The organism is Streptomyces sp. NPDC046716 (genome assembly GCF_040645755.1).
Lineage (GTDB): Bacteria > Actinomycetota > Actinomycetes > Streptomycetales > Streptomycetaceae > Streptomyces.
Genome location: NZ_JBEYYU010000003.1, coordinates 86,721 through 103,036 on the forward strand (window position 1 = coordinate 86,721; position 16,316 = coordinate 103,036).

Consider the following 16,316-nt stretch of genomic DNA (forward strand, 5'->3'; position numbering starts at 1 on the left):
TCGGGAGAAATGAGGGGCGAACAGCCCCCCGTCACCGATTCACCACCCCTGGTGCATCACACAGTGCGAGCCGCATTCCTATGATGGGCGCACGACACCGCGGGCCGCTGCGACCAGGCAGTCCGATCCGGTGCACAGGCGGCGCAATGGTGGAGGGGTCGATGACTCAGGGGGCCGGTCAGGGACCCGCAGCGCGCACAGAGACGCTGCGTGATTTCCGCGTTCCCGCGTACGTGCATGACGTACCGGCGAATGTGATGACGACCGAGCCCGCCCCCGGAGCGGAGAATCCCGACGCGTATCCGGACGGCTACACGCCGACGGAGCGCGATCTGCCGGTCATCAGCAGGACCGATCCGGCCCCGGCCGAGACCCCGGAGCCGGCCCCGGTCCCCGCCCCCGCGGCGGGCGAAGGGCCCGGCCCGCTGTTCGTCGTCGGCGACGTCCACGGCTACCTCGACGAGCTGATCGCCGCCCTCCAGGAGAAGGGCCTGATCGACGCGGAGGGCAACTGGGCGGCGGGCACCGCGCGCCTGTGGTTCCTCGGCGACTTCACCGACCGCGGGCCCGACGGGATCGGCGTCATCGACCTGGTGATGCGGCTCTCGGCGGAGGCCGCGGCGGCGGGCGGCTACTGCAAGGCGCTCATGGGCAACCACGAGCTGCTGCTCCTCGGCGCCAAGCGATTCGGCGACACCCCCGTCAATTCGGGGGCCGGCACCGCCACCTTCCAGGCCGCCTGGCTCCTCAACGGCGGACAGAAGTCCGACATGGACCGGCTCCAGGACGTCCATCTGCAGTGGATGTCCCGACTCGACGCAATCGAGATCGAGGACGACCACCTGCTGATGCACTCCGACACGACGTCGTACCTCGACTACGGCGATTCGATCGAGGCCGTCAACGACACCATCCGCGAGACGCTCACGCGCAACGACGCGGACGAGTGCTGGGACCTGTTCCGCAAGTTCACCAAGCGGTTCGCCTTCCGCGACGAGGAATCGGGTCCCGGCGCCGTGCGCGAGCTGCTCGGCGCCTTCGGCGGCAGCCGCGTGGTGCACGGCCACAGCCCGATTCCGTACCTCCTGGGTCAGGTCGGCGCCGAGTCGGGCGCCGACGACACCGAGGAGAAGACCCGCCCGGCCGTCGAAGGACCGCACGTGTACGCGGGCGGTCTCGCCATCGCCATGGACGGCGGTGTGACCATGGCCGGAAAACTCCTGGTCCAGCAACTGCCGATGGATATCTGAGAGTTGATCGGGCAGGCGCGGTAAACGGAGGATTCCTCTGGCCGCAAGGCCAATTTCCGGAAACCCCCTGTCACCGCCCGCCGTAGCAGCTCTACCATCGGCTTATCCGTAGCAGGCTCCCCTCCGTTTCTGCCCGACGGCTCGTACCCATGCGGGCCACCAAGCCCTACGGAGCATCGGGGGATGCACATGAACAGCGCTCCGCATTTGCTGAACGAGGACCGCCCCGAGTTCGAGCGGATCCTCGATGAGGCGCTGCGTACCGCACCGAACCGGCCTGATCTCGCCGCAGTGGGCCAGCGGCTCAACCCCGAGCAGCTGCGCACCATGGCGCTCAACGCGGCAGCGTTGATCAGTGCCGCCGCAGCGACCGAGTACCAGCACTACATATCGGTCCGTGAGGATCTGCGTACCTCCCCGCGGCCCCAACCGCTCGACGAAGGAGGCACCTCCGGCACGACCTCGGAAACCGGCGGCGGCAACCCCCTGGGCTTCGCCGCCACCGTGAGTGAAGTCGCGGAGACGACAGGGCCCGGCATCGCCGCGGTCGCCGTCGTCCTCTTCCCGGTGCTCGCCGGGACGGCCGCCGCGATCTTTCTGCTGGTCGGCTACATCCTGAAGATGCTCAACCCGCCACCGGACTTCGCCGGCACCCTGCTCACGGCCGGCTGGGTCTTCGGCGCGCTCACCGCGGCGGGGATCCTCGTCGCGGCGGTGTGCCTGCTGCTGGCCGCTCTGCGCAACGGGGCGACCTCGCTCCAGGCCGGAGCGCACGGCGCGGCGAACGAAGTGGTGGCGCGGGCCAGGGAAACCTGGGCCAAGGCGCTGCTGGAGCGGGGCATCCTGCCGTTCCTGCGGGAGGCTCTCGCCGAGCCGCCCGCGGGCGGTGACCCGCTCGGCGCCGGCCGGGCCGGCGCCACGGGCCGGATGCCCCAGCTCGGCTACAACAGGCCGGGGTTCAGCAGCCCGGACGGTGGCGGCACCGCCACCGGACAGCGCGCAGGCTTCTCCAGTCCGGACTTCTCGAGCCCGGACTTCGGCGGCCCCGAGCACCGGCCGGACTGACCGTCCGGCGGGAGCTCGAAGGCCGTGACCTCGGCTCGGGGCGATGTGCACGAAGCCCCGAGCCGCAGTCGTGCGCGCGGGTGGGGCTCAGTCGGCGGTCGGCGCGGCCGCCACGGACACGCTCTCCGACGTGGCCGACTGGAAACTGTCGCTTTCGGCGAAGACGGCGCGGTAGTAGCCCGCCTCGCTCCGGTCGACATCAGCGGCGAACTCGTTGCCGTTGCCTGCCCAGATAGCCTCGTCCGTGGCCACGGTCGTCCACGTGGTGCCGTCGGGCGAGTACTGGATGTCGACGAGGATCGTGGCCGGAGTCCAGCCGTCCGGGAAGTCGATGAGCCCCTCGGTGTGCACCTTTCCGGAGGCGTCGCGCTGAGCGCTGAAGGCCGTGAACTTCGCGGCCCTGTGCACCTTCAGAGCGGTGCTCGTGCCCTTCGACGCCTGGAGGAACGGGTCGTCGTCGGTGTCCAGAGCCAGCTGGAAGTAGCCGCCCTGCCAGGGCGTGTAGTCCATGGTGAACGTGCCGTCCGCGGCGGTCGTGAACTGGCCCACGACGTCCGTCTGGGAGGTGTCGGGCCCGAAGAGGACGCCACCGGCCTGTCCCGCCAGCGGCACCCAGCCGTCCGCGGTCTTCTGCTCGACCTTGCCGTGCAGCGTGACGGACCGGCCGTAGTCGATGTCGGTCTCACCGACCGACGCCGTGATGCGCGTCGGAATCTGGTCCACGCCGATCTGCACCGGCTCGGACTCTCCGTAGAGCACGTAGGGGGTGCCACCGCCCGAACGGAAGACGGCCTGGATCGGCGCGGCTCCGTCCAGGCGCACGGACGCGCTGAAGCGACCACGGTCGTCGGTGGACACGGTGGCCTCGGTCCAGTAGTCGACATCGATGTCGACCTGGCGAGCCGCCAGCGGCTTCACCTCGCGGGTGGGCCACCGGCCGTAGAGCGTCCCGTTCACCGTCACGTCACGATGGTCGTGGTCGATCGAGCCGCGATCGGTGCTCAGCCCGCCGAACCGCGCGACCACGTAGTACGCGAGGTCCCCGGCGGACTGCTTGCGCACATGGTCGCCGTCGGCGTCGGTGACGTCCACGTCGATGCGGTAGCTGCCCAGCTCGGGCAGTTTCAGCGGCTTCTTCGTGCGCCATACGCCGTCCTGGCGCGAGCCGGAGGAGAGCCGGAAGTCCTTGGTCCTGACTTCGGCGACCTCGGTCTGCGTCGTGTACGAGATCAGGTGAGCCGTGATCTTCTCGACGTCGGCTCCGGACCGAGCGCTGATCTGCAAGATGCCCAGGTCGTCCGAGACGCTCCCCGCGTAACGGACCTCCAGCTGGTCGTCGGCGTGCGCAGCCGTCACCCCGCCGAGGCCCAGCGCGGCGGCCGCTCCCGCCACCGTCACCCATCTGCCCATTCTTCTCAGCAACACCTGTGATCCCCACCCCTGTTGATCGAGTCGGACAGCCGTCCCCGACAGGACGGCCGCGGCGGGAATCTTTATACAGGCCGTCACTCCCGGGTGCACCGGCCTTTTGACGCCGGCGGGGGCGCGGCACGGAGTGGGCCCGCAGGTCCTTGATCGAGCCCACTCCGTGATCGCCCGGCGCCCTGTCTCAGTCGGCGATCGGCAGGTACACGCGGTTGCCCGCCTGCGCGAACTCCTTCGACTTCTGCTCCATGCCCGCCTCGATCTCGGACTTGTCCGCAAAGGCCGTGCCGTGCTCGCGCCGGATGTCCTGCGAGATCTTCATCGAGCAGAATTTCGGGCCACACATCGAGCAGAAGTGCGCGGTCTTCGCGGGCTCGGCCGGCAGCGTCTCGTCGTGGAACTCGCGTGCCGTGTCCGGGTCGAGAGCCAGGTTGAACTGGTCCTCCCAGCGGAACTCGAAGCGGGCGTCGGACAGCGCGTCGTCCCACTCCTGCGCGCCCGGGTGGCCCTTGGCGAGGTCCGCCGCGTGCGCCGCGATCTTGTAGGTGATGACGCCGGTCTTCACGTCGTCCCGGTTCGGCAGGCCCAGGTGCTCCTTGGGCGTGACGTAGCAGAGCATCGCCGTGCCCCACCAGGCGATCATCGCGGCGCCGATCCCGGACGTGATGTGGTCGTACGCCGGGGCGACGTCGGTGGTCAGCGGGCCGAGCGTGTAGAACGGCGCCTCCTCGCAGATCTCCTGCTGGAGGTCGATGTTCTCCTTGATCTTGTGCATCGGGACGTGCCCGGGGCCCTCGATCATCGTCTGCACGTTGTGCCGCTTCGCGATCGTGTTCAGCTCACCGAGGGTGCGCAGCTCCGCGAACTGGGCCTCGTCGTTGGCGTCCGCGATGGAGCCGGGGCGCAGGCCGTCGCCGAGCGAGTACGTGACGTCGTACGCCGCGAGGATCTCGCACAGCTCCTCGAAGTGCTCGTAGAGGAAGCTCTCCCTGTGGTGCGCGAGACACCAGGCGGCCATGATCGAGCCGCCGCGCGAGACGATGCCGGTCTTGCGGTTGGCGGTCAGCGGGACGTACGGGAGGCGGACTCCGGCGTGGACCGTCATGTAGTCCACGCCCTGCTCGGCCTGCTCGATCACCGTGTCCTTGTAGATGTCCCAGGTCAGTTCCTCGGCCCGGCCGTCGACCTTCTCGAGGGCCTGGTAGAGCGGCACGGTGCCGATCGGGACGGGGGAGTTGCGCAGCACCCACTCGCGGGTGGTGTGGATGTTGCGGCCGGTGGAGAGGTCCATGACGGTGTCGGCGCCCCAGCGGGTCGCCCACGTCATCTTCTCCACCTCCTCCTCGATGGAGGACGTGACCGCGGAGTTGCCGATGTTGGCGTTGACCTTCACCAGGAACCGCTTGCCGATGATCATCGGCTCGATCTCCGGGTGGTTCACGTTGGCGGGCAGCACCGCGCGGCCCGCAGCGATCTCCTCGCGGACGACCTCGGGTGAGACGTTCTCCCGAAGGGCCACGTACTCCATCTCCGGGGTGATCTCACCCCGTCGTGCGTACGCGAGTTGGGTCACCGCCTGGCCGTCGCGGCCGCGGCGCGGCTGGCGCGGGCGGCCGGGGAAGACCGCGTCCAGGTTGCGCAGTCCGCCGCGCGGCGACGTGTGCTTGATGCCGTCGTCCTCGGGGCGGACGGGGCGTCCCGCGTACTCCTCGGTGTCGCCGCGGCCGATGATCCAGTTCTCCCGCAGGGGCGCGAGCCCCCGGCGGACATCGGTGTCGACGGTCGGATCGGTGTACGGGCCGGACGTGTCGTACAGCGTGACCGACTGTCCGTTGGTGAGATGCACCTGACGGACCGGCACATGGAGATCGGGGCGCGAACCCTCGATGTATCCCTTGTGCCAGCCGATGGACTTCCCGGCCTCGTCGGGGTTCTCACCCTGGTCGGAGGCAGGCGTGCGTGCGTCCTTGATGCTCATGAGAGCTACTCCCTACGCCGGCATTACCCGGTAACAGGTTCGGCGGTCGACGCAGCCGTCTTCGTCCTGCCTGTTTCACGTGAAACAGGTCCTGCGACGAAGGTCAGCGCCCTCTCAGCCCGGTGCTCCGAGCTCCCGCGTGTGCAAAGGTGCCTCCACGCTAGCGCCCCTTCGGACGCGTTGAACAGAGGGCCCCTGTCGTTCTTGCGATGATCGGTCGGTGACCACCACCCAGCAGCCGCCTCCCCCGCCCCAACCACCCCATGGACACGGCCCGTCCGAGGGAGGGCACGGCCACTCCCACAGCCACGGCCCGGCCGCCCCGGTCTCCAGGCATCTGCGGAAGGTCATCGCGGCGGTCCTGATCCCGTTCTCCGTCGCGGTGGTGGTGGGCCTCGCGGTGCTGTGGCCCGGCGGCGCACCGCCCCACGAGCGCACCGGAGTCGGCTTCGACCGGCAGACGCAGCAGGCGACGGTGGCCAAGGTCGAGAAGGTCCCCTGCGCGTCCGTGAACGCCTCGGGGGACACCCCGACCGGCGACACCTCCACGGCCGAGGGTTCGTCCGCCCAGCAGCAGGCCGGCGGCACCTGTGAGAACGCGACGATCCGCATCAGCACCGGCAAGGACAAGGGCCGTACGTTCACGGAGGTCGTCCAGCCGGACTCACCGCGGCAGTTGCACGAGGGCCAGAAGGTGATCGTGGCCTACGCGCCGGACGCCCCGGAGAATCTGCAGTACTCGGTCACCGATGTGAACCGCAAGATTCCGATGGTGCTGCTGGCCGGAATCTTCGCCCTGGCCGTGGTGCTGGTCGGCCGCATGCGGGGCGTCATGGCGCTGGTCGCGCTCGCGGTCAGCTTCGGAGTGCTGACGCTGTTCATCCTGCCCGCGATCCTCCAGGGCTCGAATCCCCTGGTGGTGGCGGTCGTCGGGGCCAGCGCCATCATGCTGATCGCGCTCTACATGTGCCACGGGCTGTCGGCGAGAACCTCCGTCGCCGTCCTGGGCACCCTGGTCTCCCTGGTGCTCATCGGCCTGCTGGGCTCGCTGTTCATCGGCTGGGCCGCCCTGACCGGCAACACGGACGACAACACCGGCCTGATCCACGGCCTGTATCCGGACATCGACATGAGCGGTCTGCTGCTCGCGGGCGTCATCATCGGCTCGCTCGGGGTGCTCGACGACGTGACGGTCACCCAGACGTCGGCGGTCTGGGAACTGCACGAGGCCAACCCCTCGATGGGCTGGCGGGGGCTGTACCGGGCGGGCATCCGGATCGGCCGCGACCACATCGCGTCGGTCGTCAACACCCTGGTCCTGGCGTACGCGGGCGCGGCGCTGCCGCTGCTGCTGCTGTTCTCGATCGCGCAGAGCAGCGTGTCGGACGTGGCCAACAGTGAGCTGGTGGCCGAGGAGATCGTCCGCACGCTGGTCGGCTCGATCGGCCTGGTCGCCTCTGTGCCGGTGACGACGGCGCTGGCCGCCCTGGTGGTCTCCGCCGACCGCCCGGGCCCTCAGGCCCCTGCCAGAACCGCTCCTGCACGCGGTGGCAGAGGCCGACGACGCAGGGCGTGAGCGCGGTACTGCTCGGGTGTACCGCACTGCTGAAGCGTTACGTCGAGGGCGTCGGCGCGGGGGAGTCAGCCGGCGCTCTGCTCCTCGGCCAGGATCCGGTCGAGCGCCTCGTCGAGGTCGGCCTCGAAGTCGGCGAGGGCCTGCTCGTGACCGAGCGGCACCAGCTTGTCGGTGCGGTCGAGGAAGGCGATGATCGGCGCGACCCCGGCCCGGAACAGCGCCTGATCGCTGCCGACCTGGAGCCTGATGTGGACCTCACCGGGCAATTCGGCGGTGGTCCCGCCGCCCGACGGCTCCACGGGGGAGATCCGCACATCACCGTCGCCGGTCGCCCCGTTGACCCCGTCGACGAGGAGCTCCCGGCCGAATGCCCAGGTCACGGGCGCGTCGCCGGGGAGATGGAAGGTCAGCCGCACGGCGTACGGGTCGGTGGACTCGTACCGGAGCTCCACCGGAATGCGGAAAGCGAGCTCCTCGGAGACGAGGAAGCTCATCATGACCTCTGCCTGAACTGCTTGTACCGACTCGCGCATCGCCTACCCCGTCAACTTGCCGTCGATTGGCCAGGAATGACCTTCCTGACACTGCTGGCATCTTGCTCAACGTACACGGAGGATCACAAGGAGTGAGTTTTCAGATGCTGATAGAGAAGGCGAGTGTCCCTACGAGCCTGCCGATCTCGCTCTGCAACTGACGGGCCGCGGGAAGCAGCTTCCCGAACTGATGGGAAGGGAGAGAAATGGCCAATGTCGCGGCGGCGGTTCCGACCGTGATCGGGAACGCGGCGCAGGCCGAGCCGAGCGCGTACTCCTGTCGCTCCACGACCGGTTCCATACGCTCGAGCGCACCGAGTTTCCGCAGGAGAGCGGGGTTGTCGCGCGGTGAGTACGGGGTCAGGGACGAGACGGGATAGCGGTCGAGATGGTCCCTGCGCGCATCCTCTCCGAGCTGCGAGAGCAGGCACTGGCCGATGGCGTGCGCATGGCCGGTCTCACGGAAGTCGGCCCATTCCTCGACGGCCGGATTGGCCGGAGTGTCGGCGACCGCGACGACCTCGATCTCGCCGTCGCGGTAGACCGCGAAGTAGACCGGCACGCCGAGCGTGTCGCGCCAGTGCTCCATCGCCTCGATGATCATGCTGCGACGTTTCTGCTGCGCTCCGCTGCTGCTCAGACGCTCGGCGGCGTCGCCGAAGACGAAGACGCCCTTCTCCTTGCGGAGGTATCCCTCATGGGTGAGCGTGCGCAGCAGGTGGTACGCCGTGGGCAGGGCGAGCCCCGCCTCCCTCGCGAGCTGCTTGGCGGGCGCCCCCTCGTCGTGCGAGGCGACCGCCTCGAGCAGCCGCATCGCTCTCTGGACCGAGCCGATGAGCGTCGTCTGCGAGGTGGCGGGTGCGGGATCTGCCGTGGCCAAGGTGTACTCCCGGTGCGCATGGTCTCCCCGCGTATCCGGGGCTCACGGGGGCAAAGCAGTCGGATTCTGGACTTTAGCCCTTGGCCACCGCCTGGTCGGGCCCGGATCCGAAACTTCCCCCGGTCGTGCGAACCGGGTCACCGCACGGGGACGCGCCCCGGGATCACCAGTCGCTGCCCCGCGAGGACGACGAGCCCGCCATGAACCGCCGTACGAGATAGATCAGTCCGCCGACCAGCGCGGCGAACACCAGCACCTTGAAGAGCAGCCAGACCACGAAGCCGACGATGCTGGCGATCAGCCCGCCGAACACGACCAGGGCGATGACCGGCACCGCGACCCACTTCACCCACCACGGCATGCCCGCGAATATCTCTCGCATCGCCATCGCTCCTTCTCCGTGTCCCGCGCCGGGACTCCTCCGCTGCCCCTCGTCGGGACGCTGCTGTCTTCCTGCCTTGAATGCTGGCACGCCGGACCCGCGAACGGGGGCCCGCGAGCCCTTGTCCTCCCCTGACCCGACCCCTAGGGAACCCCAGGGTCCGCGGTCAGCCCTCCGGAGGGGAGAAGACCACGAGCACCCTCAGGTCCTCGCTGATGTGGTGGAACTTGTGGGCGACGCCGGCCGGGACGTAGACCACGCTGCCCCGTCCGACCTGCGTGGTCTCCATGCCGACGGTGATCGAGGCACGGCCGCTGACCACCAGGTAGACCTCGTCCTGCTGGTGCGGCTGCTGCGGGTCGCGCTCCCCCGCGTCCAGCGCGTAGAGCCCGACCGACATGTTCCGTTCGCGCAGGAACTGCAGGTACGCACCGTCGTTGGCGGCGCGCTCCGCCTCCAGTTCGTCCAGCCGGAATGCCTTCATCGCCCTCGTCGTCCCCACTGTCCACACTCGTCGCCGGCCGTGTCACCGGTGTCGTCTGCCACGATCAGACACATGAAGAATTTCGTAGTCAAGACGATCGCCAACGCGGGCGCCCTGGCGGTGGCGGTCTGGGTGCTCGACAAGATCACGCTGACCGGGGACAGCACGCCCAAGAAGGTCGGCACGCTGATCGTCGTCGCGCTCCTCTTCGGCCTGGTCAACTTCCTCGTGAAGCCGATCGTGAAGGTGCTCACCTTCCCGCTCTTCATCCTCACGCTGGGCCTGATCACGCTGATCGTGAACGCCCTGATGCTGATGCTGACCTCGTGGCTGGCCGGGAAGCTGGACGTCAGCTTCCACGTCGACGGGCTGTGGACCGCGATCCTCGGCGGCCTGATCATCTCGGTCGTCTCCTGGGCGCTGAACCTCGTCCTGCCCGACGAGGACTGAGCCGCCGCCATGACCACCACACCGTTCCGCGTCTGTTTCGTCTGCACCGGCAACATCTGCCGCTCGCCCATGGCCGAGCACGTCTTCCGCCGTCACGTCGAGGAGGCGGGGCTCGACGGCCTCGTCGAGATCGACAGCGCGGGCACGGACGGCTGGCACGAGGGCGACGGCGCCGACCCGCGCACCGTCCGCGTGCTCCAGGAGGGCGGATACACCAGTGCGCACACGGCCCGGCAGTTCCACCGCGACTGGTTCGACCGGCTCGACCTGGTGATCGCCCTCGACTCCGGCCATCTGCGGACGCTGCGCGGGCTCGCCCCGACGCCGCGGGACGCGGAGAAGGTGCGGCTGCTGCGGTCCTACGACCCCGCGGCCGACGACCTCGACGTGCCCGACCCGTACTACGGCTCCATGGACGGTTTCGAGGAGTGCCTGAGGATGGTCGAGGCAGCGAGCGACGGGCTCCTCGACGCCGTGCGCGCGGGCGCGGAGGGGCGGCGGACGGCATGACGGACGCGGAACGGACCGGGGGAGACGGGACCCGAGCGGTCAGGGCCGGCCTGCCCGAGCCGCTGAAGAACGAACCCACCCTCCCCGGGCCGGTGTTCGCCGCACATTTCCATCTGCCCGGCGATGTGTCAGGGCCCTACACGTACGGACGGGACGAGAACCCGACGTGGACCCATCTCGAACGTGCCATCGGCGAGTTGGAGGCACCGGGGCAGGACGCGGTCCCCTGTCTGACCTTCGCCTCGGGCATGGCCGCGATCTCCGCCGTCCTGTTCTCGCAGCTGCGCGCGGGTGACGCGGTGGTCCTGCCGTCCGACGGCTACCAGGTCTTCCCGCTCGTCCGCGAGCAGCTCACCGCCTACGGCGTCGAGGTGCGCACCGCGCCGACCGGCGGGGACGCCCAGCTCGACGTCCTGGACGGGGCCCGGCTGCTGTGGCTGGAGACGCCGTCCAACCCCGGGCTCGACGTCTGCGACATCCGCCGGCTCGCCGACGCCGCTCACGCGCGCGGGGCGCTCGTGGCCGTCGACAACACTCTCGCCACGCCGCTGGGGCAGCGCCCGCTGGCGCTCGGCGCGGACTTCTCCGTGGCCAGTGCCACCAAGCAGCTCACCGGCCACGGCGATCTGCTGCTCGGTTACGTCGCCTGCGCGGACGCCGAGTCGGCCGCCGCGGTGAAGCGCTGGCGCAAGATCGTCGGGGCGATCCCGGGGCCGATGGAGGCCTGGCTGGCCCACCGGTCGCTGGCCACGCTGGAGCTGCGGGTGGCACGGCAGGACGCCAACGCGCTGGCGGTGGCGCAGGCGCTGCGCGGGCGCGTCACGGGCCTGCGCCACCCCGGGCTGTCCGAGGATCCCTCGCATGCCGTCGCCGCCCGTCAGATGCGGCGCTTCGGCTGCGTCGTCTCCTTCGAACTGCCCACGCACGCACGGGCCGAGCGCTTTCTCGACGCGCTGGACCTGGTCGACGAGGCGACGAGCTTCGGTGGCGTCCGGTCGACCGCGGAGCGCCGCGGCCGCTGGGGCGGGGACGCCGTGTCGGACGGCTTCATCCGCTTCTCCGCAGGCGCCGAGAACACCGAGGACCTGGTGGCGGACGTGCTGCGGGCGCTGGCGGAGTCAGGCGACTGACCCACCGGCGGCTCGGGCCGTCTAGTACCGGACTACGTAGAACGGACGGTCCGAGCCTCCCCCCTCGTGGCTCGGACCGTCCTCGGTTCTGCGCGCGAAGAACCGCGCAAACAAGGCTAGTTGACTCTGTGTCAGTGTCCAATCACCGTAGCGACAGAAACCTATCGACATATTTATAGTTGAGCGCGGCCCGGAGGCCGGGAGGGAAGGGGTACCGCCATGGATCTCGCCCTGCTGCGCACCTTCGTGACGGTTCACCGAGCCGGTTCGTTCACCCGGGCCGCCGCGCTGCTCGGCCTCTCCCAGCCGGCCGTGACGTCCCAGATACGCACCCTGGAGCGGCAGTTGGGGCGACCGCTGTTCCTGCGGCAGGCGCGCGGCGTGACGCCCACGACCATCGGCGACGAGCTGGCGCACAAGGCCGCGCCGCATCTCGACGCGCTCGTGGAGATCACGGAGACCGGGCTCGACGAGGAGTCCAGCGTCCGCACGCTGCATCTCGCGGGCCCGCCGGAGTTCACCGCGGAGCGCGCACTCCCCGCTCTGACCGCGCTGACCAGGGGCGACGGGCAGAGCATCGCGCTGCGGGCCTCGTTCGGCACGGCCGAGGAGACCTTGGAGGGGCTCGCCGCCGGACATCACGATCTGGCCATCACGACGGCCCGCCCGCGCGGCACCCTGCTCACCGCGACTCCGCTCTGCGACGAGGAGCACGTCCTGGTGGCCGCGCCGCGCTGGGCGGCCCGGATCGGCTCCGGCAGGCTGCACCGGGACGCGGCGCCCTCGCTGGAGCGGTTCCCGGTGGTCGAGGTGCACGAGTCGCTGCCGCTGGTCACGCGGTACTGGACCGCGGTCTTCGACTCCCGGCCCGCCGTCGCCGGGACGATCGTCGTCTCCGATCTGCGTGCGGTGCTCTCCTGCGTGATCGCCGGGGCCGGGCTCGCCGTCCTGCCGCGCTATCTGTGCGACCCGGCGCTCGACCGGGGAGAGATCGTCGCCCTGCTGGATCCGCCGGTGCCCCCGCTGCGTACGTACTTCCTGGTCGTGCGCACCGGCACATTCGCCCTGCCGCACATCGCGCGGGCGCACGAGTGGCTGCTGCGCGCTGCCGTCGACTGGTCGTGAGAAGGGCGGTAAGCGGTGTCGAATGTTTCACGTGGAACCAACCGGGCCACATTTCTCCCATGACCGTCCGACCCGTGGTCAAGCGCACCGCACGCGCCGTTCTGCTCGACGGCGACGACCTGATCCTGATCAAGCGGACCAAGCCCGGCGTGGATCCGTACTGGCTGACCCCCGGTGGTGGGGTGGAACCCGAGGACACGACCGTCGTGGACGCCCTGCACCGTGAGGTGCACGAGGAACTCGGCGCCAAGGTCCTCGACGTGGTGCCCTGCTTCGTGGACACCGTGGAACACATCGGCGAGGACGGCGGCGCCACCGGCGTGAAGGTCCAGCACTTCTTCGTCTGCCGCCTGGAGTCCATGGACCTCGACCAGCGGCACGGCCCCGAGATCGACGAGCCCTGCGGCGAGTACGAGATCGTGCGGGTGCCGTTCACCCGCGTCGGCATCGCCTCGGTGCACCTGGTGCCGCTCTCGCTGCGCCACTTCCTGGACGGCAACATCGAGGGCGTACGGGCGATGCACGCTCCCGATCTGGGCTGACCCCTATCCGGGCCGACACCGCCGGAACGCACCGCCGGCGACGGGCGTCAGGTGGCGGCCGCGACCAGGTCCTCGATCGAGTCGTGCCGGATGCGGTCGCCGGGGATGCCGATGGAGCGCAGGGCGTCGACCCCGCTGCGGATCATGCCGGGCGGACCCGAGAGATAGGCGTCGTACTCGTTCCAGGGGCCGTACTCGCGGACCGCGTCCGGCAGTTGGAGGTGGGCCTGCCGGTCGACGATCGGGCGGACCGAGAGCCAGTGGTGGCTCTGCTGAAGGCGCAGCATCGTGTCGATGTCGTACAGGTCGTGATCGGTGCGGGCGCCGTAGAACACCTCGACCGGACGCCGTCTGCCGTGCTCGGCGACATCCTCCACCAGGGCCTTGATGGGGGCGATGCCGGTGCCGCCGCCCAGGCAGAGCAGGCCGCTGTCGGTGTTGTGGTCGACCGTCATGGAACCGGCGGGCGGGCCGAGCCGCAGGACGTCGCCGGGGCGGGCGCGGTGCACCAGCGCGTTGGAGACCCAGCCGGCCGGGACCGCCTTCACGTGGAAGGAGAGCAGCCCGTCGGAGCGGGGCGCAGACGCGAACGAGTAGTGCCGCCAGATCCGCGGCCACCACGGTGTCTCCAGCGTCGTGTACTGGCCGGCCAGGAACGGGTAGGGCTGGTCCGGCCGCACGGTCACGACAGCGATGTCGGGGGTGCGCAGATCGTGCGAGACGACCTCCGCCAGCCACCAGGCGGGCGCCTTCAGCTCGTCCTCGGCCGCCGCGTCGATCATCACCTGGGAGATCGTCGTGTAGGTGCGGACCCAGGCGGCTTCCGCCTCGGGGCTCCAGGTGGTCGTCGCGTACTGGGTGAGCGCCGCGATGAGACATTCGCCGACGGCCGGGTAGTGCGCGGCGTGCGTGCCGTACTTGCGGTGGCCGCGGCCCAGGTTCTTCAGGTACGGGACCAGTACGAGCTTGTTGTCGACGTGCTCGGCGGCGGTGAGCAGCGCCCTCAGGAGCCGGTCGCGCTGGGTGTCCATCGCGGCGGGGAAGAGCTGGCGCAGCTCCGGGTGGCGCACGAAGAGCAGGGCGTAGAAGTACGACGTGACCTGGTCGGCGACGGGGCCGACCTCCTCCATCGTGCGACGCACGAGGATCGCGTCGGGGGAGGCGTTGTCGCGGAGCGAGCGCGGGGGGCGGGGTTCCGCGGAGGGACCGGTGGGGGCGGCGGCGGGCCCGGCAGCGGGGGCCGCGCGCGGCGGCTCCTGGTGGCTGCGGGGCTCGGGTATTCGGCCCTCGTCCGCCCGCTGCCCGGACGGGTCGGGCGCGGGCCTGCCCACGGGGCGTACGGGGGTGACCCGGCGACCGTCGGCGTCCTGCCGCTCGGTACCGCTGGTCTCCGGATCGGGGGTCCTGCGCGGCGTGAACCAGCCGCCCCCGCCGTCCGAACCGGAATCGGCCGACGTAGTGGTCGGAGCGTCCATGCTGTGCCTCGCCTCGAACATCATTCGGTCGGTCTACGAACTTCTCTGCCCTTCGGCACTCTCCCGAGCGCTTCGTGAGCTGAAGCCTTGCGGTTTCCCCCGTGTGGTTCGACTAGTCAATGCGGCCCACATTGAACACTGCATTTCGACCTGCTACGGACAAGTAAGGCAAGAATGTGACATTGTCCGCAGTCCCCTCTTCGCAGCTTGCCACCCGACGTCATTGCACGGAGTGCAAAGCGGAAAGCGCAGGTCTTCGATCTCTCCGTGCGGTTAGGCTGCGTCGGCCTGCGCGTGCCGCGGCCTGCCGCTCCCCCCGGCCCGTCCCGGTCGGGACTGGAACCGGAGTCGACCATACCGGCAGTCGACGAGCTCACAAGCACCTCCCGTCCTCCCTACCGATTTGCCGGATCTCGCGGGTAATGCAATTCCCTCAATTCCCGGTCGCGCCCCACCAATTCGTACGTCTTCCCTCCGACTGGGGCGCCGGGCGCTCGTTTCACGTGAAACTGCGTCCCGTTCCCGACCGTCGGGTCGGGTCCGGGTGCCGGGCCGACGTGGCCGAAAGCACCACGTCACTGCGGGCAAAGTGGTGGACGGCACGGGGGCAAGTCCGACAGCCTGACCTGCGTGTCGACACCTTCCCTCTCCGATTTGCCCATTCGCCGTCTCACTCGTGGCGACCTCTCCGCCTGCGCCGATCTCTCGGAGGACCGGGGCTGGCCCCGCGAAGAACACAAATGGGGCCTGCTGCTGAGCGCCGGCACCGGCTACGGCATCGACGACCCCGCCGGGGGACTCGTCAGCGCCTGCGTGGTGACTCCGTACGGGCCCGGTGAGCGGCCCGAACTCGGCGCGATCGGCATGGTCCTGGTCGCCGAACGCCATGCGCGTCAGGGGGTCGGCAGGCGTCTGATGCAGTACGTCCTCGAGCAGGCGGGCACGACTCCGCTGACCCTGCACGCGACACCGTACGGACAGCCCCTCTACGAGGAGCTGGGCTTCAAGGTCACCGGCAGGGCCGAGATGGTGCGCGGCCGCTTCGCCCCCGGTGGCACCGCCCCGGGCATCGCCACGCGCCCGGCCACCGCCGAGGATCTCGCGGCGATCCTGCGCCTCGACTCCGAGGTGTTCGGCCCCGACCGCACGCACGTCATCACGCGGCTTCCCGCCTTCTCGGACCAACTGCGCGTCGCGGAGGAGGACGGCCGGCTCATCGGTTACGCGGCGCTCTGGCCCAACATGGACACCCATGTCGTCGGCCCGCTGATCGCCCGTGACACCGAGACCGCCAAGGCTCTCGTCACCTCCCTCGCGGCGGGCACGGACCGGCCGCTGCGCACCGACATCGACGTACGCCATGAGGATCTGCTCGCCTGGCTGAAGGAACGTGGCCTCGAAGGCGTCGCGTTCAACGCGGTGATGAACCACGGCGCACCGGACCTGCCCGGCGACTGGACCCGCAGGTTCGCCCCGCTGACGGTCGCGGCGGGCTGAAGCGGCGCCTCGGG

Annotated in this window: 16 protein-coding genes and 1 riboswitch; of the genes, 9 read left to right on the top strand and 7 right to left on the bottom strand. The window is 69.9% G+C overall.

All coding sequences use genetic code 11. From position 1 onward, the window contains the following. The first annotated feature begins 161 nt into the window (after positions 1 to 161). Both ABZ930_RS03285 and ABZ930_RS03290 read left to right on the top strand, forming a co-directional pair. Complete coding sequence (locus ABZ930_RS03285) at positions 162 to 1,250, top strand: metallophosphoesterase family protein (protein ID WP_361540607.1); 1,089 nt, start codon at positions 162 to 164, stop codon at positions 1,248 to 1,250. A 183-nt stretch (positions 1,251 to 1,433) separates the two neighbouring features. Then, complete coding sequence (locus tag ABZ930_RS03290) at positions 1,434 to 2,315, top strand: hypothetical protein (protein ID WP_361540610.1); 882 nt, start codon at positions 1,434 to 1,436, stop codon at positions 2,313 to 2,315. 87 nt (positions 2,316 to 2,402) lie between these two features. On the opposite strand, the gene ABZ930_RS03295 is transcribed toward ABZ930_RS03290, so the two are convergent. Both ABZ930_RS03295 and thiC read right to left on the bottom strand, forming a co-directional pair. After that, the gene (locus ABZ930_RS03295) at positions 2,403 to 3,725 is read right to left on the bottom strand and encodes a hypothetical protein (RefSeq protein WP_361540613.1); all 1,323 of its coding nucleotides are present in this window, start codon (positions 3,723 to 3,725) and stop codon (positions 2,403 to 2,405) included. 199 nt (positions 3,726 to 3,924) lie between these two features. Continuing rightward, positions 3,925 to 5,718, bottom strand: coding sequence for a phosphomethylpyrimidine synthase ThiC (thiC, locus tag ABZ930_RS03300; protein ID WP_361540616.1), 1,794 nt, complete (start codon positions 5,716 to 5,718; stop codon positions 3,925 to 3,927). After that, positions 5,711 to 5,867, bottom strand: a riboswitch (TPP riboswitch). (Overlaps the previous gene by 8 nt.) 71 nt (positions 5,868 to 5,938) lie before the next feature. Here thiC and ABZ930_RS03305 point away from each other — a divergent pair. Next, a complete protein-coding gene (locus ABZ930_RS03305) occupies positions 5,939 to 7,294 on the top strand; it encodes a YibE/F family protein (RefSeq protein ID WP_361540619.1) in 1,356 nt (451 codons plus the stop codon). A gap of 65 nt (positions 7,295 to 7,359) precedes the next feature. Here the strand turns inward: ABZ930_RS03305 and ABZ930_RS03310 are convergent, their stop codons facing one another. The 4 genes from ABZ930_RS03310 to ABZ930_RS03325 all read right to left on the bottom strand — a co-directional run bounded on the left by ABZ930_RS03310 (position 7,360) and on the right by ABZ930_RS03325 (position 9,573). After that, positions 7,360 to 7,827, bottom strand: coding sequence for an SsgA family sporulation/cell division regulator (locus ABZ930_RS03310; protein WP_361540622.1), 468 nt, complete (start codon positions 7,825 to 7,827; stop codon positions 7,360 to 7,362). 100 nt (positions 7,828 to 7,927) lie between these two features. Then, on the bottom strand, positions 7,928 to 8,707 hold the full coding sequence (locus ABZ930_RS03315) for a helix-turn-helix domain-containing protein (RefSeq protein ID WP_361540625.1): 780 nt from the start codon (positions 8,705 to 8,707) through the stop codon (positions 7,928 to 7,930). Positions 8,708 to 8,870: 163 nt separating this feature from the next. After that, the gene (locus ABZ930_RS03320; protein ID WP_361540628.1) at positions 8,871 to 9,089 is read right to left on the bottom strand and encodes a DUF5326 family protein; all 219 of its coding nucleotides are present in this window, start codon (positions 9,087 to 9,089) and stop codon (positions 8,871 to 8,873) included. A 166-nt stretch (positions 9,090 to 9,255) separates the two neighbouring features. Then, positions 9,256 to 9,573, bottom strand: a complete 318-nt coding sequence (locus ABZ930_RS03325; protein ID WP_361540631.1) for a cupin domain-containing protein — start codon at positions 9,571 to 9,573, stop codon at positions 9,256 to 9,258. 72 nt (positions 9,574 to 9,645) lie between these two features. Between ABZ930_RS03325 and ABZ930_RS03330 the strand changes: the two genes are divergently transcribed. The 5 genes from ABZ930_RS03330 to ABZ930_RS03350 all read left to right on the top strand — a co-directional run bounded on the left by ABZ930_RS03330 (position 9,646) and on the right by ABZ930_RS03350 (position 13,330). Next, positions 9,646 to 10,023: a phage holin family protein gene (locus tag ABZ930_RS03330; RefSeq protein ID WP_361540634.1), complete on the top strand. Its 378-nt coding sequence runs from the start codon at positions 9,646 to 9,648 to the stop codon at positions 10,021 to 10,023. Positions 10,024 to 10,032: 9 nt separating this feature from the next. Next, entirely contained in the window at positions 10,033 to 10,533 is a 501-nt protein-coding gene (locus ABZ930_RS03335) for a low molecular weight protein-tyrosine-phosphatase (protein ID WP_361540637.1), read from the top strand. Then, complete coding sequence (locus tag ABZ930_RS03340) at positions 10,530 to 11,663, top strand: cystathionine gamma-lyase (RefSeq protein WP_361540640.1); 1,134 nt, start codon at positions 10,530 to 10,532, stop codon at positions 11,661 to 11,663. The genes ABZ930_RS03335 and ABZ930_RS03340 overlap by 4 nt, the downstream gene beginning before the upstream one ends. Before the next feature lie 219 nt (positions 11,664 to 11,882). Next, the gene (locus tag ABZ930_RS03345; protein WP_361540643.1) at positions 11,883 to 12,788 is read left to right on the top strand and encodes a LysR family transcriptional regulator; all 906 of its coding nucleotides are present in this window, start codon (positions 11,883 to 11,885) and stop codon (positions 12,786 to 12,788) included. 59 nt (positions 12,789 to 12,847) lie between these two features. Next, positions 12,848 to 13,330, top strand: a complete 483-nt coding sequence (locus ABZ930_RS03350; protein WP_361540646.1) for an NUDIX hydrolase — start codon at positions 12,848 to 12,850, stop codon at positions 13,328 to 13,330. A 47-nt stretch (positions 13,331 to 13,377) separates the two neighbouring features. Here ABZ930_RS03350 and ABZ930_RS03355 read toward each other — a convergent pair whose 3' ends face one another. After that, complete coding sequence (locus ABZ930_RS03355) at positions 13,378 to 14,805, bottom strand: globin domain-containing protein (RefSeq protein WP_361540649.1); 1,428 nt, start codon at positions 14,803 to 14,805, stop codon at positions 13,378 to 13,380. A 630-nt stretch (positions 14,806 to 15,435) separates the two neighbouring features. On the opposite strand from ABZ930_RS03355, the gene ABZ930_RS03360 reads away from it, so the two are divergent. Then, complete coding sequence (locus ABZ930_RS03360) at positions 15,436 to 16,302, top strand: GNAT family N-acetyltransferase (protein WP_361540652.1); 867 nt, start codon at positions 15,436 to 15,438, stop codon at positions 16,300 to 16,302. The last annotated feature ends 14 nt before the right edge of the window (positions 16,303 to 16,316 follow it).

Coding starts and splice junctions, on each gene's coding strand:
- ABZ930_RS03335 (WP_361540637.1), top strand. CDS start 10,033: ATGACCACCACACCGTTCCGCGTCTGTTTCGTCTGCACCGGCAACATC.
- ABZ930_RS03325 (WP_361540631.1), bottom strand. CDS start 9,573: ATGAAGGCATTCCGGCTGGACGAACTGGAGGCGGAGCGCGCCGCCAAC.
- ABZ930_RS03355 (WP_361540649.1), bottom strand. CDS start 14,805: ATGGACGCTCCGACCACTACGTCGGCCGATTCCGGTTCGGACGGCGGG.
- ABZ930_RS03330 (WP_361540634.1), top strand. CDS start 9,646: ATGAAGAATTTCGTAGTCAAGACGATCGCCAACGCGGGCGCCCTGGCG.
- ABZ930_RS03350 (WP_361540646.1), top strand. CDS start 12,848: ATGACCGTCCGACCCGTGGTCAAGCGCACCGCACGCGCCGTTCTGCTC.
- ABZ930_RS03285 (WP_361540607.1), top strand. CDS start 162: ATGACTCAGGGGGCCGGTCAGGGACCCGCAGCGCGCACAGAGACGCTG.
- ABZ930_RS03345 (WP_361540643.1), top strand. CDS start 11,883: ATGGATCTCGCCCTGCTGCGCACCTTCGTGACGGTTCACCGAGCCGGT.
- ABZ930_RS03290 (WP_361540610.1), top strand. CDS start 1,434: ATGCACATGAACAGCGCTCCGCATTTGCTGAACGAGGACCGCCCCGAG.
- ABZ930_RS03340 (WP_361540640.1), top strand. CDS start 10,530: ATGACGGACGCGGAACGGACCGGGGGAGACGGGACCCGAGCGGTCAGG.
- ABZ930_RS03310 (WP_361540622.1), bottom strand. CDS start 7,827: ATGCGCGAGTCGGTACAAGCAGTTCAGGCAGAGGTCATGATGAGCTTC.
- thiC (WP_361540616.1), bottom strand. CDS start 5,718: ATGAGCATCAAGGACGCACGCACGCCTGCCTCCGACCAGGGTGAGAAC.
- ABZ930_RS03295 (WP_361540613.1), bottom strand. CDS start 3,725: ATGGGCAGATGGGTGACGGTGGCGGGAGCGGCCGCCGCGCTGGGCCTC.
- ABZ930_RS03320 (WP_361540628.1), bottom strand. CDS start 9,089: ATGCGAGAGATATTCGCGGGCATGCCGTGGTGGGTGAAGTGGGTCGCG.